Here is a 21348-nt window from a genome sequence, read left to right as displayed (position 1 = left end):
GCTTGTTCGTTTCCTGACATTTTATTGACATAAACCTGTCAAAGTCAATTCACTGACACCTGAATCTTGATGCACGCTTACAAATTGGTAAGTATAACTAATTGATTTATAACAATCGAAGAATCAAAAGCCATTTAGGCTTGTAAGGCGACGTTCTAAACTTATGCATTAAATGTCAGTTATAGACTACTGTACGATATGAGTTCACGCTCATATTTAATGAAATGTTAACTCATAATTTTCAGTATAGGGTGATATTAGGCAAGGTTTTGAACTTTACTTCAACGTTCGTCAAAAAAATCCTTATTTCGAATATATTTGCTCATTAGGTGATAAGAAAAAGGGCGAATCACCCAAGAGGTGAGTGAACGGCCCAAACGTATTAGTGTTGATGTATTTTCATAAATACGTCCGTTATACAGCCAAAGAATCTTACCGATGTGCCAATAGACAAAGGGCAGAGGAGGAAGGAAGGTGACGACATCCAAATCGCAGCAGACACGATAAGTCTTATGCCCAAGTTGATAATGACGTTTCATGCTCCACCCACCAACCGCGGGTTGCCCAAACGTCACCACGCGTTTCACTGAGCGTGGAAAATGCGTTTCTATCGCGTCTGCGAGTACACATGCTACTGCGCCTCCTGAAGAGTGACCGGTAAACGTAATGCGTTTTTTCTGTTGGTTAATTAATTGGCTAAGAATCTCAAGCAGTCTCTCAAATACGTTAATGCCCAAATGATCATGTTTATGCGTCGGCATGCTCTCTTGAGAGATCAACTTGTGGTAACCGCTGTGAATTGAGTAGTTTAATCCCCATTCTCGACATGAGGTAAACCAGCAATGTCCATTTAGCAACCAATCCCAAACGTTATGGGAGCCTTTGATAACCACGATAACCTCATCATTATGGTGCCCCCAAAGTACTCGAATCATCGGTTGGCCAAATCGATTGGCAATTACTCTTTGACCATTTGGAGCAAAGCCGTAGCGGGTTTGTTTTAAGACTTTTTGATAAGCCAAATTACACAACACGGCATAGCGTTCATATTGATAACGTTTAAGCTTTTTCACGTCGTTCGATAACAGATGGAGGCAACGTTCAGCATAAGACAGTGGGATGAACAAAAGATGACAAGTTTAACTGAGTTGAATCACCGAATACAGTTGCAGGTATTTGCGTACCAATTGTTGGTTGGTCGAGCGTTTTAGTGGGTGAGTAAACTTGACATAATACGGACTAAGTCCGAATTGTTGTTCTAACGTCGTTGATAATTGCGAGTCACTCTCATAAAGGCTGATGCCTTGTGCGTTGTACTGATCAATTTCATCGGGAAGATGGCCTGTCCACCAGTGAAGTAGCTCCCGGCTTTGTTTGCTACGAGATATCCAATGATCCGTGAGAAGAAGCAAAAGATCATTTGGTTGAATGGCATAACTGTACTCCGATTGCCATTGGGCAACTGATTTGAGCAACTTATTTCTATACGTTGCATTGGCACTGACGAGGTGACCCGTGAGTATCCATACAGTACCCACATCGGAACTGACTCGGAAATGATGGGGTAGATCACTGGGCTGAAGGGCACTTTCGATCGATGTATACTCACATTGATGCCCAAACTCCAATAACGTACGAGCAAGTCGCCGCGCAAACGCAAGCCCCAAATGATGTTCGCTCATTCCTTTATTATGAATGGTTGGGTAGTGTTTTTCACACAGTTTCATGCAATCTGCTTGAAACTCATTGACACTCTGAATGAGCAGGTCGAGTAACAATCAATTTCTCCTTGTCGATAAAAAGCCCGCTAAGCCTATCACAATCCTTGTTATCTCCCATTGAATATTAACAACTTCATGATCCTGGCCACTTTTCTCAATGCTACAGCCCAAGGCTCAGTTTAATTTGATAAGATTTGTTACACATTAAATAGGCCTTATTTTACGTCAATTTCATGCTCAAATACGGTATTTGTGCCCATCGCTTATGAGGAAGTGTTAGTGGGTTATTCATCAAATAGCGTCGGAATATAATGGGTCGTGTATCAACTTTTGGAAAAGAAAATCATTGTTTAACAATTGGTTAACCTAATTTCGTGTGGAGCGATTATACTCTCGTAATGGTGGGTATATTAAGCTTGCGTAGTGCTATCGGCAGTGGAAACCATCACGTATTAATGCATGTTGTTCAAAATTTTAGAACAACATGAACAGTTCTATCACGGTGGTCGCTGAACGATTCTTGATAACAATTATCTAAATTCTACGCTGATGTTTCAGCTCTGGACATAGATACAAGTACTTGGTTGAGGACCAAAATGGACACAGAAATTAAACGATACAACCGTACAGCGAGGATGATTCACTGGTTATCTGCCATTGTCATCATTGGTATGTTTGCTGTCGGACTATGGATGGTAGACCTCAGCTACTACAGCGAATGGTATCGAACCGCGCCGCACTGGCATAAATCAATCGGTCTATTGCTGACTGGATTGACGTTATTCCGTATAGTTTGGAAATTTGTGACAACGTCACCAGAGATAGAGGGCGCGTTGCTTGAAAAGCGCCTGGCTATTCTTGCTCATGGAGCGATTTATCTATTATTGCTGACTATATTCACCTCAGGGTACTTGATTTCGACTGAAGATGGACGCGGAATTGATGTTTTCAATTGGTTCTCCATTCCAGGCGCTGGCGCATTATTTGATGGCCAAGCTGACAAAGCCGGTGTGATTCACAGTTACGCCGCATGGGGACTCATCATCTTGGCTGCAGGACACGCTGCAGCTGCTTTGAAACACCATTTTATCAACAAAGACAACACGCTACGCAAAATGATAGGAGCTTCAAAATGAAAAAAACGTTATTGGCGACAGGACTAGCAATGGCAACAATGATGCCTTTGGGCGCCAGCGCAGCGGATTATGTGATTGACACGAAAGGTGCTCACGCTTCCGTTAACTTTAAAGTGAGCCACCTTGGGTACAGTTTCATTAAAGGTCGCTTTAATACCTTTGAAGGTAATTTCTCTTACGACCCTGCGGATGTTGCAGCATCTAAAGTGTCAGTCACTATTGACACAACAAGCTTAGACTCAAATCACGCTGAGCGTGATAAGCACATTCGTAGTGGTGACTTTATCAATGCCGGTAAGTTCTCAACTGCGACGTTCAATAGCACCAGAGTAAAGGACAAAGGGGATGGCCAGCTGGAAATTAACGGCGATCTCACTTTGCACGGTGTGACGAAACCTATCACGATAGACGCAGAACTGGTTGGTGCAGGTGAAGACCCATGGGGCGGTGAGCGCGCTGGCTTCACGGGAACAACTCGTCTTGAACTGGCCGACTTCGATATTCCAGTCATGGGCGCGTCAAGCTATGCTGATATGGAATTACATGTTGAAGGTGTTAAGCAGTAACGCTTAGACGCTATAGTCTATAGTTCGAAATACGAGAAGCGCCTCTGATGTCGATCAGAGGCGCTTTTTTCGCAGTAATGACCATCAAATACTGTTGTTTTATCGCTTGCATCACATTACTTGTGAAATTGATTGTAATTATAAATTCCAAATGTGACATAAATCACTAGATAATTTCCTCCAGATCGCTAATATCACGCCCTTGATTTCGTGCGGTATAAATGGCCGCCAAGCTGACGAGGAAACCATGAGTACACTTACTGCTATTGCATTGACGACAGGTATCTTATCCGGCCTTTGGGGTTGGATTGCGGTTTCTCTCGGGCTATTGGCTTGGGCTGGTTTTTTAGGCTGCACCAGTTACTTTGCATCACCTAGAGATGGTGTTCGAGGACTAATAGAAAGTCTTGTTACGAATCTAACCGGTGTGTGCTGGGCTCTGGTTATTATAGCCAGTTCACAATACGCTGCGCTGGATATTGTTGGCTATATCATCACTGGTTTAGTGTCTTTCTTTATGTGCGTTCAGGCGAAAAAATCCTGGCTATCCTACATTCCTGGTACGTTCATCGGATGTGGAGCGACGTTTGCCGCTAGCGGTAATTGGCAACTTGTAATTCCATCTTTGCTCTTTGGTGGCGTTTTTGGGTACTTAATGAAAAGCTCAGGTTTGTGGTTAGCACAGCGTAAAAAACAAAGCCCAGTGAACGCATCAAAGCAAGTTGTGAACCGCTCTTAGAGCACTATGTATTGGCGTTGGCCATGGTTACAATGCGCTTGAGTGTCCAGCGAAGCAATAACGGAATGCATTCCTTACCATAGGATTCACAATGTTCCACAATGGCCAAGGCTAAATCAGGTTTAGCGTATTTCTTAAGTACTCGGTTCACCACTTTTTTGGCTGGAATAGGGTGGTCATGGGGGACTTTCACCATATCTTTAAAGAAAAATTCAAAGCCATTATTGTATAGATAATGCTCAATATCGCGGTCGGGTAGCTCGGTTAAACGATGATTCTCTTGTTCGTTATCTAATTGACTTTTCACGGTCGCCGCGTATTTTTTGCCAGCTGCGTCGCCATCCGTTACAACATGCCAATCGATACCAAACGCTTTGGCTACTTTAATTAAAGCTTTTAATCCCGATTGAGCAAATTCAATAATATGCACACCTTCTGCTGTTAGGTTATAGCCACATTGGTTAGCGAGTTCATTAAACAGCCATACCTCAGTTTCTCCCTCAACAAACAGCCAGCAGCGGGCAAACAGTGCACTCGAACGATGAAATCGAATATGAAAGCCAATACGTCGCAATTCGTCGTGTCCTAACATGTGTTTGGGTAAATAGTTGGCAACCGTTTTATCCGAATGTCTTACTAAGCGTCGTAAGCTGTGCAGCGGAACTTGACCGAGAAGATCGCCACTATTGGTCGTTAGGATCTTTTGCATGGGCAGTAGTTGCAGTAAGCTCCAAGCCCTTGCCATATGTGTTGGGTGAAGACGTCCTTCGGGATCTTCAATAATCAATAGTGGTCTAGCGCAGCGGCGCAGATCACTATTGCCTTTGGCTTGCAGATAAGCATTAAGTAACCCCATAAACAGCAATTTGGTTTGTCGACTTCGAGTTTCCTCCATGGCCTCCAATACATTCTTATCACTACCTGAATTGGTAAAAAAAATGCCGTCTCTTGGTGTTCTGGGATTATTTTTTGATTTGGCACTGCCTTTAAAAGAAAAATAGTGTTGGATAAGCGTATGCATTGAATTCAAACTGCTGCGCATTTCTCCTTTATTAACATGACCAGGAATGGCCATCAGTCGACGGCAGGTATTATTGATCCGCTTTTCAGTACGAGTGCTTAAAGCTGGGTTCTCTTTTGGTTTATCGACCCGTCGCGAGTCTTTAATTCGAATCACCGGATGCAATGCCATCAGCTCTTGAGCAAGCTTTTGAGAGTGATGAAGAGCAAGAGCGTTACCCTCGGCATCGAGAAATGCATAGCGAGTAGAAATATCATAGCGCTCACGAGAGGCGCTTAATCGGTAATATATTTTTTGGTTACCTTGAGCATCACTAATCCATACAGGCTTTATTTTTCGATAACGGCCACTCTTATGTTCATGTTTATCTGAAGCGCCAAACGTTAGAACGATTTGCAAGTGTTGAGTTTGTGGATGAGATATCGCGTAATCGACGTGGAAATCCAGCATTTCAAATTGATACGGTATGCCGTCAGATGGCAGTGCTACAGATAATGCGTCAAGCAGAGAAGATTTGCCCCATGTGTTTTCACCAATGAGCGTTGTTAGCTCATCAAAGGCGAGAGACAAGCGCTTAATACCGCGAAACCCTGAAATCTCGATTCGCTCTAAATTCATAGGCACACTCCCAGTTGAGCCAGTTCAAACCGCCGTATGCTAAGCATAAACGATTATTGGCGATTGAGATAAACGCTAACTCACAGTAATTCTTTAGAAAAAAACATGGGATGGCTCTTTGGTTGTAAAATGATCAGCCTTATGTGTGCTTGAAGCATCGAACCAGAAATTCGTCTTTCAAACGTATTTCATAAAAGTAACGAATCTGTCATCATTTCCAAGCTACAATGAAGTATGGAAAGAGATGAAGACATAATGAAAAAGCACAATAACAGACCAGTGAAAATTACACTGGCACATATCAACGATACCCATTCCTACTTCGAGCCAACGTCATTACCTTTAAACATTGAACTTGATGGCAAATCGGTTAACCCGTTCGTGAGTGCGGGTGGATTCGCACGGATAGCAACTCGAGCTAAGCAACTTCGGGAGCAAGCTAAAATGGCATCCCGTGGCTTTTTGTTTCTTCATGCTGGCGACTGTTTTCAAGGCACATTGTATTTTTCTATCTTTAAAGGTGAAGCTAATTCTGAGCTGTTAAACGCGCTCGAAATAGATGCGATGGCACTGGGTAACCATGAATTAGATATGGGTAACTTACCGGTGGCACAGTTTGCGCAGCGCATCGATTTTCCGCTGTTGGCAGGCAACTGGGATCTAAGCCAAGAGAATGGTGAAAAACCAGTGACACTCAGTGGCAATGCTTATGTTAAAAGCTACAGTGTCACAAAGTCCTGTGCAACTTGGATTACCAAAGAATTTGATGGTGAACCCATTGCTATATTCGGTTTATCGCTCGATAAGATGACCGATATTGCCAACCCCGATAGCGATACACCCTTTGTCGATGCGCTGACAACGGCTAAAAAGACGGTGCAAGACATTCAACGAACGGGCATCAATAAAGTGGTTTTGCTCAGTCACTTGGGCTATGAAATGGATCTCGAAGTCGCCGAGAAAGTCGCTGGTATTAGTCTTATTGTTGGTGGTCATAGTCATCGCTTGCAGGGCGACTTCAGTTCTCTAGGGTTAGAAAAAGACGATCCTTATGGCGTGTGCATTAACGATACTTACGTTGTTCAGGCCGGTTTCCATGCCTTGAGTTTAGGTCATGCGGACATTCATTTTGCGGCTGATGGAAAAATTACGCAGTTTGAAGGACGGAATGAACTGTTGCTCGGCAGGCGGTTATTCTTAGATGCAAGTATGAGTGAAACGGGCGAGGATCAGCATCATCGTCAGGCTTGCGAGTTTATTCATCAGCACCCTAATGTTGTTGTATGCAAAAAAGATCCTCATGTTCAAAGTATTCTCGCGGATAAATACATTCCTCAAGTAAGAAAGCTCCAATCAGAAGTGGTGGCGATTTCCGAGCAGCCGCTTCGTCATATTCGTGTCCCGGATGAAAAAGGCCCTAGCCAAGTTGCGCCTTTAGTAGCCGAGTCGTTTGTTCACGCGTTAAATAAACGGGGTCATGAGGTGGCGTTTGCGATTCATAATGCCGGAGGCGTCAGAACATCCATTCGAGAAGGGGAAGTGTCCGTTGCTGATGTTGCCGGAAAACTGCTTCCGTTTGTGGTTCCGATTGGCCACTATGATGTAAAGGGGAAAACCATTGCCGCTATTTTAGAAGGGGCAATCAACAACGCAACCAACAATGATGTCCAGGGCACAGGGTCAGGCTCCTATCCTTATACCTACAACCTTAAATTTGATTATCAGAGCGATGCGCCAATGGGCAGTCGGATCACCGGGTTGTCTATTTTTACTCTCGAGAAAGGCTGGCAACCTATTGAAAATGAAAAAATTTATCGAGGCACTTCATCGGCTTATACCATGAAAGGTAAAGAAGGGTACGAAGCGATACTGAATATGGTCAGTGACGGTTTTGTCTCCCAGCTATCGATGGCAGATTGCTTCATTGAGTTGCTCCAAGAGCGCCCTGGCTTACTGACCAAAAGACATTTGTTACAAAACCAAATCTAATGGCATAAAGGTTGCTAAATCTTCTATGTATTCGGTCGCATTTATAAACTGATGCAATCACTTAGGGGAACAAATATGTGGAGTAAAGATTGGGCCGATGTGGCAATCGTTCTATGCTGGGTCGCGATTTGGGCCGCGTTAGTTTACTTTACACCGATTAGCGGTGTATGAGATGCGAATGAAAGGAGCGACAATGAGACTATCGCTCCTTTGTTTATTTCCATTCGCAGGACTAATAACGTTTGAGAGTCCAGACGTTTAATTTTATAATTACCTTGTTTTGGGGAGTAGTCGCCTCAGTTTATTTGTCGTCATCTCGTTAGGTTGTTTCCTATCCGGCAAATAAGAGTCAGTCATCGCCTTGATGTTTGACTTCGACGAGACCAACGCGCACAAAGCCATCTTGTTTGATGGTGTTATTTGTATGCGAAGGTCTATCTATTTGATTCTTACCTTCGCTGTGGAGGATAAGAATGCCAGCAACGACTTATTTTGCTTTTTTCCTTGGGACTGTCCTTATGGTTTGCCTCGATATTTGGCAAACACGCGGTGGCGTCATTAGTGTAAAAAAAGCAGCCTTATGGAGCGTGTTTTGGGTTGTGCTAGCGGCGCTATTTGCTGCCAGTATTTACCAGTTTTGGGATTTCTATGCCCCTTATAGTCCGTACACACCACACCAAGCTGCGATGGCATTTACCACAGGGTACCTGCTTGAAAAGTCATTAAGTATTGATAACTTATTTGTCTTTGCGATTATTTTTTCTCAATACTCGGTTCCAACCAATGTGAGACCAAGGGCACTATTGTATGGTGTCATCGGAGCATTGGTGTTGAGAATGATGATGATCGTACTCGGTGCCGAGTTACTTAATCGCTATCATTGGACATTATACCTATTTGCCGCCTTCCTAATTTGGACCGGGATATCCCTGTTTAGAGAACAAGACCAGCAAGAAGAGGTCAACCCTCTGCCTGAAAAGCTGATACGGCGCTGGTTACCAATGACTCGAGATTTTCACCAACATCACTTAACAATGCGATTGAATGACGGGAAGCGCATGGCGACGCCTCTGGTGGTTGTCATTGCGGTTATCGCATTTATGGACGTGTTATTTGCGTTAGATTCCATCCCCGCTATTTTTGCTGTGACCAGAGAGCCTTTTTTGGTTCTTGCGGCGAATGTCTTTGCGCTTCTTGGATTAAGATCGCTGTATTTTGTCCTAGAAGGGCTAATCAGTCGCTTCGTCTACCTCAAACCCGCACTTGCGGTCATCATGCTATTTATTGGTGTTAAAATGCTTCTGAGCACCACGGCGTGGGCAATCGAGACTCAGTGGTCATTAGGGTTTATTGCTTGCATCATGATGCTCGCTGTCATTGCCTCAATTTTAAAAGAGCGCAAGTCGTCTGATGTTGAGCACAAAGAGAATCAAACCAATCAAGTATGATCTTGGTCTGAAAAACGCGTTGTAACTGATTTGTTATAAGTGGTAGTGGGTCTGGTAGTCTAATGAGAAAGTATTCAATAAAGTGCATTTAAAATAGGTAACCATGCACTGCAACAACGCATTTATATTTTAAAGTGTTATCGAGTTGTTTCATTAGTTAATCTAATCCAAATGGAAAAGATTTGTCATTAGGGGATTGAGTTTGATTCACCTAAACTCTGCGCTGTAAATACGTTTAACCCTTTATTGAGAGAGGCTGCTGTTATGGCTCAAACACTTCAATTTGATTCAGTTGCAACAACCCACTCTATGGATAGAAAAACCTATTCGGTTAGCGTCAAAGGATTGATTGCGCACCTTTTGGATATTTTATTTACTGACACAACTCCTCGAGCTTATTACACGAATGAGTTGTCTGGACATATGCAAAAAGATATCGGTGTTTACCGTTAAGTGCTCATGTAAAAAAAGCGCCTTTAAGGCGCTTTTTTGTTAATTTTCCAATCAAAAGGATTAGATTAATTTATTTTTTTCGGCAGTATTCAGCAATAACGTACATCGCTTGCCCATTCACTTTGCCTTGAATGTGAGTCGGGTCTGTGTCTGATACGTTGATATTGCGAACCACCGTGCCTTGTTTAATGACCTGGCTAGAGCCTTTGATGGGTAGATCTTTAATGACGGTTACGTCGTCACCTTTTTTAAGTTCAACACCATTAACATCTAGTGGCTTATCGGCGTCATCATCCATACCGATTTCTGCCCACTTTGCTGTCTCTTCTTCCATGTACATCATATCGACAAGATCTTGAGCCCAGCCTTCTGACGCTGAAAGTTTTTTCAGTTGACGCCATGCAAGAACCTGAACAGGTGGCTCTTGACTCCACATACTGTCATTAAGACAACGCCAGTGATTTACATCTACGTTTTCTGGATTTTCGATTTGATCTTTGCAAGTACTGCAAATCATGACGGCATGGTCAACGGTTAGCTGGGTATGAGGGCTAACAACAAATGGCGCTAGAGAGTTTTCAGAGCCGCATAGTTCGCATTTTGATTGGCTGCGTTCAAGCAAAGTTGCTTCAGTAGACATCGTTCTCACCTTAGGAAAAATTGTGAGCGCGTATTATCCACTTTATACACAGAAAATAAAGGGATTAGCCCCAATTACCAAAGAAAGAGTGGGGTTTTTGTGCCTTTTACACAAAATGCGGCGTGGGGTAACGAAAGAAGACGGTTAAGCTTAGGCGCCATTTTAGCGCCTAAGCCTTCTACACACTATGACTGACATGTGGGATGGGGCACATTGTAGCTCGGCATCGCCTTCATTTTATTAGTTAGATCTTTAATTCGAGTCTGATGTGAAGGGTGAGTAGAAAGTAATTCCGGTGGTTGTTGTCCTTTTGATGCCGCCGCCATGTTTTTCCATAATTCGATACTTTGTTGAGGGTTAAAGCCGGCCTGTGCCATTAAATCTAAGCCCAGCATATCGGCTTCGGACTCTTGAGTTCGTCCATAGGGGAGCATGACGCCGTATTGTACACCCAGACCAAGCGCCGCCATGGTCAGATCAGAGTATTGCGCATAATCAGAAGCGCCAATCGCAACATTCGTGATTTGTAAGCCCGCATTGGTGATCTGATTTTGTGATAAACGCTCGTTACTATGGTCCGCTAGGACGTGCGCAACTTCATGGCCTAACACCGTAGCCAATTGATCCTCATTTTCAGCAACATCTAACAAGCCAGTATAGACACCGATCTTACCGCCGGGCAAAGCAAAAGCGTTGACCTGTTCACTGTCAAATACCACCACTTCCCATTGCTGAAAACCTTTACTTTGAGGTACATGGTCGGTGATATGCTTTGCGACACATTGTACATACCGATTCACGCCCGGATCCTTTTCAATCTTCAATTGTTGCTTCATCTGCTCGAATGATTGTGAACCCAAGTTATTCATATCTGAATCTGAAAAAAGAATCAGTTGGTTGCGTCCTGTTGGGGACGAACTGCACGCCGCTAAGCTTAATAATACGGCTGAAACCCATGACGTTGTTTGCCATGCTCGCATAGCATTCTCCATTTATTTGATGTAAAACATCTTGTTAAAATTACTTTGCCTAACTTGTGGAATCCTAATATGGCTATATGGAAACGTCCAATTGATCTGGATACGTTAAATCGTACTTCTGAAAATACATTAATTTCCCACCTCAATATCGTTTATAGCGACATCGGCGACGATTACATTTGCGCGACCATGCCTGTGTGTCATTTTACTCATCAGCCACTTGGAATGCTACACGGCGGTGCTTCGGTGGTGTTGGCGGAAACCTTAGGGTCGGTTGCGGCTAATTTTGCAGTTGACGATGATTGTTATTGCGTGGGATTAGATATTAATGCAAACCACATACGTTCCATGCGTACAGGTACCGTTACCGGCAAAGCAAGTCCGATTCATCTCGGGGTGTCGACGCAAGTGTGGCAAATCAATTTGAACGATGAGCGAGATCGTTTGGTGTGCAGCAGTCGGCTGACCATTGCGGTCAAACAAAAGCGGAATCAACAGCATGCTATCAAAGGGCTGCAAGCATGATCATTCCTATTAGCATTGGGAAAGTGATTGTGACCCCGTTTGAAGTGGTGATAAAGCTTGAAGGTAGCCAAATGGTGACGCTGCAAGCAAGCCGTGACACCTTAAACTTAATTGGTCGCGGTGCCAATGTCGTTGCGTGTAATACAGGTGAAGCAAAGTGGTCAATTAAACTCGATAATGAACAGCAATTACAGGTACTGTCCCAAGAAATTGGTGTTGAAATAGACTAACTGCAAGACGAGACTTGCGCTTTGCCAGAAAATACGGAAACTTAGGGGACGTGTCGTTTTAGAAAATTTCCCCTTTATGAGTAGCCCACGTTTACGGTCACAATTTGAAACCTTGTTCGAACATTACCATGGCAAAGATTGTGGTGTTCAATTGGATGAGATTACCGACATTCTATTTTGTACTCGGCGTAATGCTCGTATCGTACTGAATAAACTTGAAGAAGAAGGATGGATTGAGTGGCACCCTGCGCCTGGGCGTGGCAAATTATCTCAACTCATCTTCAAACGCAGTCGTAGTGATGTCAGTGAGAACCTTGCCCGGCGTTATCTCGAAGATGGAAAGATTGCTCAAGCACTCAATGCTTTAGATGGTGATACCAGTAAACTCGCCCAAGTGATCGAGAGTTACTTAGGTGTCGTGCAGCGAGAAGGGCAACATGTTATACGCTTGCCATATTATCGCCCTCTATCAATGCTTAATCCGCTCAAACCCATGCGTCGTTCAGAGCAACATATTGTGCATCAAGTCTTCAGTGGGCTTACGCGGCTTGATAGTCAGGAGCAATTACAACCTGACCTCGCTCATACTTGGCACGCACTTACTCCGCAGGTTTGGCGTTTTTATCTACGCCCGGGTGTGCGATTTCACAATGGTGACTTACTGACAACTCAAATGGTGGTTGAATCATTACTCGCTTTGAAGTGTAAAGCGTTATTTGATCATATCGCGTCGGTGACGTCACCAAGTGACCTGATTGTCGATATTCAACTGAGTAAATCAGACACTAAATTGCCGTTTTTCTTATCGGAATCATGCGCAAAAATTTTGCCAGCGGCCTCGCTAAGGGGGGATGATTTTGATTTGCTGCCAATTGGGACTGGACCTTATCGCGTTGTGCGTAACGATGAGCAACGCTTGGTACTCAGTGCGTTTGATAGCTATTATGGCTTTCGTCCTCTGATGGATAGTGTGGAGGTCTGGGTTATTGACGATCAGCATTCATCGTTGATTTTTCCAAGCTTGGCTAAACCCATCAAACATACGACCACAGGCTTGGTTCACGACGACGTTGAGCTGGACCCAGGTTGTTCGTATCTGTTGCTCAATCGGTCTCACGGTTTACCAAAAGATCCCGCTTGGGCTGAATACTTCTCCCAAACTCTCAGCTCACTGAATATCTATGGGCAATTGCCGCAAGATAAAATTATTGAACTTGGTGTATTACCAGCCCACGGCTTAAAACCAGGCTGGTATCAGCAACAACCTTCCGCTAAGGCGACTCATCCTCCGCATAGTGGCCGAGTGAAAATTGCTTGCCACGCGCAGCACCCGATGTTTGCCACGGTAATGAAAGCGATGAGCAATCTGCTTAAGGCTGACGGTTTGGACGTGGAAGAAATTACTTATGAGTTGGCTCCTGAACAGCTAGATGATATCGATATCTGGATCAAACCGATGGGAATCAGTTCAAATCGTGATGATGCATTGGCGGGATGGTTGTTAAATACCAGCGATATCGAGCAGTTTAGTCCGCGCGCGGATTTTATTGAGTGGACAGCGCTGGTGGAAGATTGGATGGCAGATGAATCTAATGAGTTTCCCGCTAAACACCTCAGTCGCTCGTTAATCGAGAGCCGACAAATTATTCCTCTCTTTCATTGCTGGTTAGGGATCAGTAAAGATCAGTGTGGATCACTGCAAAATGCCAAATGCAACGCTTTAGGTTGGTTTGACTTTAGCCAAGTGTGGGTAAAACCAGAAATATTAGAGTCAAGCCATGGCCAAACCCAATAAAAAACTGCCGACAAAAACCGTCGCTATCTACTGCTCTCAATGCCGCGCGCTTTTGTATAAATACGCAAAAGGAGGAAAGGGGGCGATGGTCAAATGCTTTAAGCAGAGAATTCTTGACGATCACACTCAGACACCGTGTATATGTCCTAAATGCCAGAATGTTTTTGCTCGTGACACTCTCGTCCGCGGGACGCCCGCGTATAAAATCATTGGCGGCAAAGTCGTGGTGAAATAGAGAATGTGATGACGACTTTATAAACTGCTGTCAGTGGTTAAAAACATTTCGTTAATCTCACTATTTAGCACCGGGACAGAGTTGATCTAAGTCGATAAAATGTACGAAATTCGAATAATTCACTATCAACTTGTGCGAACACTGGTACAATTACCGTGCTTAAAGTTCACTTTTTCCTTAAAGAAGCTAATAGAGGTACTTCATGGAACTCGCACTCATCGTCGCTTTTATCGTTGCTGCAGCAGTAATGGTTAAAAAAGAGATGGCAACAAACTAAAAAGCCAACACCGTATTCATTCGTGTCTTTTGCTAAACCGTTTTTGAATGAATGACAGTAAAAAGCCAGCGTATGCTGGCTTTTGTCGTATTGGTCAGATTTAAAATTGATACATCACAGACAACGAGTAATTGCGCTTCGCTTGGGAGTTATCTTTGAACAGGTCGCTATCACCGCGTACATCATTCCACAAGTAATATTCCTCATTGGTGAGGTTGAATACCCCTGCACGAATCGTTACGTCTTTGATTGGCTTGTAGTAAGCCGTTAAATCGATAACCTGTGAGCTTGGCAAGGTGGTTTGACTTGAGCGTGCACTCTCACTGATATCCTTACTTTGCTTACTGGCGGTATAGTTGAATGTTAAGCTTGTTCCCCACAGACCTTGGTCATCATTGTAGTTAAGTGCGATAACACCATTCCACGGATTGACACTATCGATTGGGCTACCATCGCCATCTTCGCCTTCGGCATAGGTCGCCGCTACTCGGGTAGATAGGCCCGAATCATACCATTGGATACTGTTGGCTAACTCAACGCCTTTTATCGTCGCTTTATTGAGGTTGTCGTAATACATATTTTGAATGCCTGAAGGCAGGACTTCTACGGTTCTCTCAATAAAGTCATCATAGTCACTGTAGAACATGTTGAACTCTATAGAAGAGAGAGCTCCACGGTAGCGATAACCAAGTTCGTAAGCGATACTTTTCTCTGCGTTTAAATCAGGGTTAGGAGTATTGATATAACCGCGAGTGGGGTTATCGTACGTATAGTACAGTTCGTCAAACGCAGGCGCTCTAAACCCTTGGCTTATCTGCGCATAAACAGAGTTTTTCGCGTTTAAAGCGTAGTTAGCACCAAGACGAGCGGTCAACGCTGAGTCACTACTATCTTCAAATGATTCGGTCGCGGTAGGTGATGGTTCAGTCGAATAGTAGTCGTAACGAAGACCAGGAATAATTTTCAGCGCATCATCAAAGAGATAGATCTCATCCTGAATAAACAGTCCAGCCGTTTGCTCTTTTGCTTTTGGGGTATATATCAGCTGTTGATCAGCAGAAGAGGTGTTGTATTCGTTATTGGTGTTATCAATGTCATTATGTGAGTAGCTAAATCCGTAAACGATGTAGTGATTGTCCAACGCCTTATCAAATTGAGATTCGATTTCTATCTTACGCTCTTTGTAGTAATAATCTTTACGCTGCGTGTTAGAGCTATTACTTCGATTTGTAACGGCAGACTGATCTCTGTCCAGCCATGAGACTTGCGTGTCGATGGTATCTGCAAACGCGTAGGGAGTTTGCCAGATGTGCTTCACGGCCAAACGGTATTGTTTGGTTTCATCATCGCCCTGATACTGAGGGTAGAAGCTGTTTTGTACGTCGCCAGTGCTGTCATTATGGATAGCTTCACCGGTCCACTCTAAGCGATGACTTGGGTTGACTTGGTATTGGAGCTTGAGCAAAAGATCATTGTTTTTCGTGTCTTTTGATTTCAACGAATAGTTTTGAAGATCGTTGTTATCAGCAAAGTTATCTGTTTCTTCCCCGTCGCGACGGGTATACGCCACCAATGACTCGAGATCACCCGAGCGGTTTGCTAATGCAACGTGTTCACTGAAAGAGTTGTCTTCTGACGAGTAGGCCAGTTTAGCCTGACCACCAAAGGTTTTGTTACCCGCTAGGAAGTCACTTGGATCTTTGGTCTGAAATGCGACCACGCCACCCAAAGCGTTGCTTCCTTGCAAACTTGATGCAGAGCCTTTTACCACGGTAACCGATTTAACCATATCTGGATCGATAGTGACGGCGCTTGAATTGATAAACTCATAACGTCCGCCATCAAATTGGCTTGGTTGAGAGGTTCCATCAACAATAATCTTAACGCGCTTGCCTTCCATTCCGCGAATATTGATACTTTGAACACCTTGTCGACCTGCATTGTTTAAAGTGACACCTGGTGTATAGTCAAAGAGGTCGTTAAGATCTTTCGCCATCCGTTTTTCAATGTCTTGGTCGCTAATGATGGCGACGGACGCGGCGGCGTTATCAATGGTTTCATTTGAACGAGTGGCAAATACCACCACGTTTTCAGCGTCGCTTTTTGAGTTTTCTTCCGCCAGCGCAGGGAATGATAGCGCAGCGACAATCGACGCAGAGAGTAGACTGACTTTATACATAGACAACATACCTAATTATGTTTTTGATTTATTGAACTATTTGAGCAGCACGGATTTTAGTGGATACAAATGATAATTACTATCATTTGTATTAACAAATAAATTGTGGTTAATCGTATTGAACGCTTGCTTTTTGTTATTGTTTTTCTTACTTTACAGTTAGTTAACTTGTTTATGGCTCGGCTAACTGTTGAGTTTGTAGATTAAAATTTGTGAAGCGTGTCACGTAAATCACTCAGTTAAGGAGCATTTGAGTGCAAAGTCCAATCACACTAGAGGCGTTACATATTCTCGATGCCATTGATAGAAGAGGCAGTTTCGCCGCCGCCGCCAATGAGTTGGACAGAGCGCCTTCATCGCTGAGCTATCAAATTCAAAAGTTAGAGCAAGATTTAGATTTGATGATTTTTGACCGTTCCGGTCATAAAGCGAATTTTACTGATGCAGGAAAGCTTATTCTTGAACGTGGCCGGGCGATTTTAGTCGCCACCGAGAAGTTAGTGAACGATGCAAGTTTACTCGCTAATGGTTGGGAGTTAGATATTACGCTCGCTTTTGATGGTATTATCCCGATTGATAACTTTTTCCCGATGATAGATGCCTTGGGTAACGTCAGTTCAACGCGCGTCAGGCTACAGGAGGAAATCCTCGCTGGCTGTTGGGAATCGTTGGCAGAGGGGCGAGCTGACTTGTTGGTGTGTCCAAAACCAGAAAGTTACCCGCATGATGTCAAAGCAGAGTCGATTGGGACCATGTCGATGGTTTGGGTCGCGGCAAGTGACCATTATGTCCATAAGCGGACCGGGGTTTTTGATGAAGCAGCGCGTGAAAAATATCGAGTGATCGCTATCGCTGATACGGCGCGTGAGCAACCTTCACTGAGTGTGAACATTCTCCACAAGCAGCCTCGACTGACCGTCACCAATTTTAGCGCTAAATTAGAAGCGTTAAAACAAGGTTTGGGGATTGGTACATTACCAAAACAAGTGGCTGATCCTTTAATTGAACAAGGCATACTGAAACCCATTAAAGACACCCAACTTACGGATATGGAGATAATCCTAGCTTGGCGACGTAATAAGTTGGGCGAAGCAAAATCTTGGTGTATTCAATATTTGAAGAAAAACTGGAAACTTAAGTGACAATGTCACTTAAGTGTTGGTGTTGACTCGTGAGGCGGCGTTGTGAGCAAGGGCAACACCATGTCTGCAACGCCATCTTCAAATTGAATATCAACCTTAAATCCTAACTTTCGAGCCAATCCGAGCATGCCGCTATTACTCGGCATGGTCATTCCTGACATTTGTCGAGTTCCTTTCTGTTGGCAGTAATCAATGATTTTACGCATCAACAATTGACCAAGGCCTTTCCCTTTCTGATCAGTTTGAATCAAAATGGCAAATTCAGCGTCAGTGTTATCTGGGTTAATCAGTGCGCGCGAAACCCCAATAATGGAACGTTCACCGCCTAGATCAGCAACCGCAACAAAAGCCATTTCCCGGTCATAATCAATTTGGGTTAAATTCGCGAGGGCTTCATGATTGAATTCTCCCACTTCCGTAAAAAATCGGCGATAGAGATCTTCTTTTGATACATGATGAATAAAATCGGCATGTTTGGGCTCATCTTCGGGCAAAATCGGCCTGAGTAGAATTTGTTCATCAGAGCGTAATGTCACCACCTCTTCATACTCGACAGGATAGGGCCGAATGGCCAGCCGTTGATGCGCGTCCCCTTGATAAGCATGAAGAATTAAATCGGTATCCAGAATAGTAAACGCCTTGCCATTGACTAACAGTGGATGAATATCCAGTTCATGGACTTGAGGAACATCAATGACCAGTTGGGAAATGCGCACCAGAAATTCTGCAAGCCCGTCGATATTTAATGGCTCTGGCTGCTTATGGGGGCGAATGTGCCCTTGTTTAATGGCGCGAACGATCAGATAGCGAGCAAGTGTCATGTTTAAAGGAGGAAGTGCTGAGCTGGCATCTATGGATTCATTCCATTCGGAGCCACCTTGTCCAATTAATATCACGGGGCCGAACAGTAAGTCGGTTTTTACTTTGATGCGGATTTCTTCGCCTCCGGCAGATTTTGCCATTCCTTGAACCAACAAACCGTGTATGTTGGCAGAAGGATAGGAGAGGTGAGCTCGGTCTAATATCGCTTGAGCTGCATTGGCAACTTCGTGGCTGTTTCTGAGGTTGAGCATGACGCCGTGGATATCCGATTTGTGTGCGATATCAGGTGAGCGAAGTTTGACGGCAACGGGATACCCGATCTGTTCTGCAACATGGACCGCTTCACTTGGGTCAGAAGCGAGCCAAGTAGGCAGTACTTTAAAATCAAAGCACTTCAAGAAATTACCCAACTGATGTGTATCCAACGCGATGTGGTCACAATGCGCTAATGCTTGATTGACCCAATGTCTGGCTGCATTGAGTTCCGTGCTTTGAACCGGTTCTGCGGTCGTTGGTGTTTCCATTAACTGCTTCTGGTTTCGTCTGTACTCGACAAGATGCATGAATGCCACGACCGCACTTTCAGGAGTGCGATAGGTTGGAATGCCAGCTTGAGTAAACATTTGTCGAGCAGGACGCGCGGTTAACTCGCCGCTCCAGTTGGTCAGTAGATTGAATCGGCGGTGTCTCGGGTGTTTTTTGAATGCTTCTATCACCGCGTTCGCGGTTTTCTCAGATTCAGCGACCGCGGATGGACTATGCATGACCAAGATCGCGTCTGCGCAGTCATGATCCAAAATCGCGTTCAAGGTTTTAACATAGCGGTCATCGCCAGCATCGCCGACCATATCGATGGGGTTACCCCGGCTCCAGCTCGATGGCAAAAATTGATCAAGTTGTTCAGTTAACGCGTCATCAAATTCCGCTAATTTTCCGCCACGTTCAATCAGTGTATCCACTGCCATGATGGCAGGCCCTCCGCCATTAGTGACAATGGCAAGACGCTCTCCGCGAAGCGGCACCGAATGCGTCAAAGTCTCTACAGCCGCAAATAATTCATGAGTGTTGTTAACTCTCAGCATGCCAGTACGACGAATCGCCGAGTCATAGATCACATCAAGGGTGTTGTCTCCCCCAGTATGGGCGTGGGCAGCCTTGCGTCCGGCTTCGGTTTTTCCGCCTTTTAATACGAGAATACGTCGGTTGCGTGATGCGGCCCTCGCAGCGGACATAAAACGCCGAGCATCTTTTATCGTATCGACGTACAGCAGAATTGCATCGGTGTGACTATCTGTACTTAAACAGTCGAGTAAATCGGCAAAATCGATATCGACGGCGTTACCGAGTGAAATAAAGGCTGAAAACCCGATATCTTTGTCGTTCGCCCAATCAAGGATAGTGGTACATACCGCCGCCGATTGTGAGATAAAGGCGATCTTTCCTTTACGTGCGGGAGAGGGGGAAAACGTCGCGTTTAAGTTGATCCATGGCAGCATGATCCCCAAGCTATTCGGTCCAAACATTCGGATATTGGCTTGCTTAGCGATTTCGGCGCAGCGCTGCTGTATCGATGTGGTGTTGTCTTGTGAGATGGCGTACATATCCGATGACAAGACGATGGCGCATTTGGTTCCTTTTTCTGCCAGTTGTTCAAAGATTTCGATATTTCTGGAGGCGTGAGTACAAAGGACGACCATGTCTGGCGTTGCAGGAAGTGCAGCAACACTTGGATAGGCCAAAACCCCGCAGACTGAAGAGTATTTGGGGGTGACCGGCATGATAGCGCCCTCAAACCCGCCTTGAAGCAGGTTTTTCATCACCACATTGCCTGCTCGAAATGGCTTGGTGGAGGCACCAATGACCGCTATAGAGCGAGGTTTCAATATTTGAGTTAAGCTATTCATGCACGAGCACCATTAAAATGCGAAAAGACAGAATATGTAATAATAAAGAGTATTCAAAATTATCGGTTTTGACTGTGACAAATTGAAAGCGTTTGAGCGAACAAACAGTGAGAAAAGAGACTTTGTGCCTCAAATCACAATGTACTGACATATAATTAACCTGTTTGCTTGATTCTGAGTCTCTCTAACGGCATGATTTACAGTAATTTCTACATAAGGCGTGTGATTACCCATGAAAAAAATAGCAATTGTTGGCTTATCGGCTCTACTTTCTGCATGTGTCTCATCAGACTATGTCACAGATGTTACTTCGGAGAGTTACCAAGAAGATTATCAAACCGCAGACAGCACAATTGAACAGCCAGTGGTTTCCTCTCAAGGCACAGCGGATGGCATTTCAGAACAAAATGTTGAACCGACGGTTGTTGCTATGTCGCCTAAGTCAGATACGATTAACGTTAAGAAAGAGCCTAAACCCGCGGTCGCCATTTCCGCGCCTTCAGAGAAGCAAGTCGCAATGAACCCACGATTTGGTTATACCATCCAAGTGGTCGCGGTAGGTTCGCAAGCTAAAGTTGATCGTTTTGCTCAAAAATTGCCGGCGAATGGACAGCCAATTTGGGAAAACTACAAAGTGGTTAATGGCACAAAATGGTATACCGTCCTATTCGGTGACTATGCATCGCGTACTGAGGCTAAGAAAGCGATTTCTCAACTTCCAGTAGAATTTCAATCACTTAAGCCTTTCGTCAAAAGCATTGATAAAATTAAGAATTCTGAATTCCCAGCGCTTAATAAGCTAAATTAATTTGAATTTGAATGAAAAAGGGGGCGCATGCCCCCTTTTTGTATTTTTAGTGTCAAATTCGTTTATTTCCCCACCAATTGGTATCCACAACACGTTTTTATCAGCTCAAACTCGTGTAAC

19 protein-coding genes are annotated in these 21348 nt (G+C 44.2%); 12 read left to right on the top strand and 7 right to left on the bottom strand.

Annotation, left to right across the window (positions count from 1 at the left end):
* Positions 1–281 precede the first annotated feature (281 nt).
* The gene (locus ACFFUV_RS17950; RefSeq protein WP_390195420.1) at positions 282–1073 is read right to left on the bottom strand and encodes a lipase family protein; all 792 of its coding nucleotides are present in this window, start codon (positions 1071–1073) and stop codon (positions 282–284) included.
* Positions 1074–1139: 66 nt separating this feature from the next.
* On the bottom strand, positions 1140–1778 hold the full coding sequence (locus tag ACFFUV_RS17945; protein ID WP_390195417.1) for a hypothetical protein: 639 nt from the start codon (positions 1776–1778) through the stop codon (positions 1140–1142).
* Between the two features lie 539 nt (positions 1779–2317).
* On the opposite strand from ACFFUV_RS17945, the gene ACFFUV_RS17940 reads away from it, so the two are divergent.
* The 3 genes from ACFFUV_RS17940 (at position 2318) to ACFFUV_RS17930 (ending at position 4162) form a co-directional block, all read left to right on the top strand.
* Entirely contained in the window at positions 2318–2857 is a 540-nt protein-coding gene (locus tag ACFFUV_RS17940; RefSeq protein WP_390195414.1) for a cytochrome b, read from the top strand.
* Complete coding sequence (locus ACFFUV_RS17935; RefSeq protein WP_390195411.1) at positions 2854–3423, top strand: YceI family protein; 570 nt, start codon at positions 2854–2856, stop codon at positions 3421–3423. The genes ACFFUV_RS17940 and ACFFUV_RS17935 overlap by 4 nt, the downstream gene beginning before the upstream one ends.
* Before the next feature lie 247 nt (positions 3424–3670).
* The gene (locus tag ACFFUV_RS17930; RefSeq protein ID WP_390195408.1) at positions 3671–4162 is read left to right on the top strand and encodes a DUF1097 domain-containing protein; all 492 of its coding nucleotides are present in this window, start codon (positions 3671–3673) and stop codon (positions 4160–4162) included.
* Between the two features lie 4 nt (positions 4163–4166).
* Here ACFFUV_RS17930 and ACFFUV_RS17925 read toward each other — a convergent pair whose 3' ends face one another.
* Positions 4167–5801: a DUF2813 domain-containing protein gene (locus tag ACFFUV_RS17925; RefSeq protein WP_390195405.1), complete on the bottom strand. Its 1635-nt coding sequence runs from the start codon at positions 5799–5801 to the stop codon at positions 4167–4169.
* 255 nt (positions 5802–6056) lie between these two features.
* On the opposite strand from ACFFUV_RS17925, the gene ACFFUV_RS17920 reads away from it, so the two are divergent.
* The 3 genes from ACFFUV_RS17920 (at position 6057) to ACFFUV_RS17910 (ending at position 9691) form a co-directional block, all read left to right on the top strand.
* Entirely contained in the window at positions 6057–7790 is a 1734-nt protein-coding gene (locus ACFFUV_RS17920; protein ID WP_390195401.1) for a bifunctional metallophosphatase/5'-nucleotidase, read from the top strand.
* A 473-nt stretch (positions 7791–8263) separates the two neighbouring features.
* Positions 8264–9238, top strand: a complete 975-nt coding sequence (locus tag ACFFUV_RS17915) for a TerC/Alx family metal homeostasis membrane protein (protein ID WP_390195396.1) — start codon at positions 8264–8266, stop codon at positions 9236–9238.
* A 264-nt stretch (positions 9239–9502) separates the two neighbouring features.
* A complete protein-coding gene (locus ACFFUV_RS17910) occupies positions 9503–9691 on the top strand; it encodes a hypothetical protein (RefSeq protein ID WP_390195391.1) in 189 nt (62 codons plus the stop codon).
* Between the two features lie 70 nt (positions 9692–9761).
* Here the strand turns inward: ACFFUV_RS17910 and ACFFUV_RS17905 are convergent, their stop codons facing one another.
* Together ACFFUV_RS17905 and ACFFUV_RS17900 are read right to left on the bottom strand one after the other, a co-directional pair.
* Complete coding sequence (locus ACFFUV_RS17905) at positions 9762–10331, bottom strand: PhnA domain-containing protein (RefSeq protein ID WP_390195388.1); 570 nt, start codon at positions 10329–10331, stop codon at positions 9762–9764.
* A gap of 185 nt (positions 10332–10516) precedes the next feature.
* On the bottom strand, positions 10517–11311 hold the full coding sequence (locus ACFFUV_RS17900; RefSeq protein ID WP_446697915.1) for a M48 family metallopeptidase: 795 nt from the start codon (positions 11309–11311) through the stop codon (positions 10517–10519).
* A gap of 69 nt (positions 11312–11380) precedes the next feature.
* Here ACFFUV_RS17900 and ACFFUV_RS17895 point away from each other — a divergent pair, with 69 nt between their 5' ends.
* The 4 genes from ACFFUV_RS17895 (at position 11381) to ACFFUV_RS17880 (ending at position 14096) form a co-directional block, all read left to right on the top strand.
* On the top strand, positions 11381–11836 hold the full coding sequence (locus ACFFUV_RS17895; protein WP_390195383.1) for a hotdog fold thioesterase: 456 nt from the start codon (positions 11381–11383) through the stop codon (positions 11834–11836).
* Positions 11833–12066, top strand: a complete 234-nt coding sequence (locus ACFFUV_RS17890; RefSeq protein WP_390195381.1) for a DUF3389 family protein — start codon at positions 11833–11835, stop codon at positions 12064–12066. Before ACFFUV_RS17895 ends, ACFFUV_RS17890 begins: the two co-directional genes overlap by 4 nt.
* Before the next feature lie 76 nt (positions 12067–12142).
* The gene (locus tag ACFFUV_RS17885) at positions 12143–13861 is read left to right on the top strand and encodes an SgrR family transcriptional regulator (protein WP_390195379.1); all 1719 of its coding nucleotides are present in this window, start codon (positions 12143–12145) and stop codon (positions 13859–13861) included.
* A complete protein-coding gene (locus tag ACFFUV_RS17880) occupies positions 13845–14096 on the top strand; it encodes a hypothetical protein (protein WP_390195376.1) in 252 nt (83 codons plus the stop codon). The genes ACFFUV_RS17885 and ACFFUV_RS17880 overlap by 17 nt, the downstream gene beginning before the upstream one ends.
* Positions 14097–14473: 377 nt before the next feature.
* Here the strand turns inward: ACFFUV_RS17880 and ACFFUV_RS17875 are convergent, their stop codons facing one another.
* The gene (locus tag ACFFUV_RS17875; RefSeq protein ID WP_390195374.1) at positions 14474–16552 is read right to left on the bottom strand and encodes a TonB-dependent hemoglobin/transferrin/lactoferrin family receptor; all 2079 of its coding nucleotides are present in this window, start codon (positions 16550–16552) and stop codon (positions 14474–14476) included.
* A 254-nt stretch (positions 16553–16806) separates the two neighbouring features.
* On the opposite strand from ACFFUV_RS17875, the gene ACFFUV_RS17870 reads away from it, so the two are divergent.
* Positions 16807–17694, top strand: a complete 888-nt coding sequence (locus tag ACFFUV_RS17870) for a LysR family transcriptional regulator (protein WP_390195372.1) — start codon at positions 16807–16809, stop codon at positions 17692–17694.
* A 5-nt stretch (positions 17695–17699) separates the two neighbouring features.
* Here ACFFUV_RS17870 and ACFFUV_RS17865 read toward each other — a convergent pair whose 3' ends face one another.
* On the bottom strand, positions 17700–20420 hold the full coding sequence (locus ACFFUV_RS17865; RefSeq protein WP_390195370.1) for a bifunctional acetate--CoA ligase family protein/GNAT family N-acetyltransferase: 2721 nt from the start codon (positions 20418–20420) through the stop codon (positions 17700–17702).
* Between the two features lie 232 nt (positions 20421–20652).
* Here ACFFUV_RS17865 and ACFFUV_RS17860 point away from each other — a divergent pair, with 232 nt between their 5' ends.
* Entirely contained in the window at positions 20653–21228 is a 576-nt protein-coding gene (locus ACFFUV_RS17860; protein ID WP_390195368.1) for an SPOR domain-containing protein, read from the top strand.
* Positions 21229–21348 lie beyond the last annotated feature (120 nt).

This window comes from Vibrio olivae, assembly GCF_042428525.1.
Classification (GTDB): domain Bacteria; phylum Pseudomonadota; class Gammaproteobacteria; order Enterobacterales; family Vibrionaceae; genus Vibrio; species Vibrio olivae.
The sequence above is the reverse complement of the archived record's forward strand: the minus strand, read 5'-3'. Positions and strand labels throughout refer to the sequence as shown.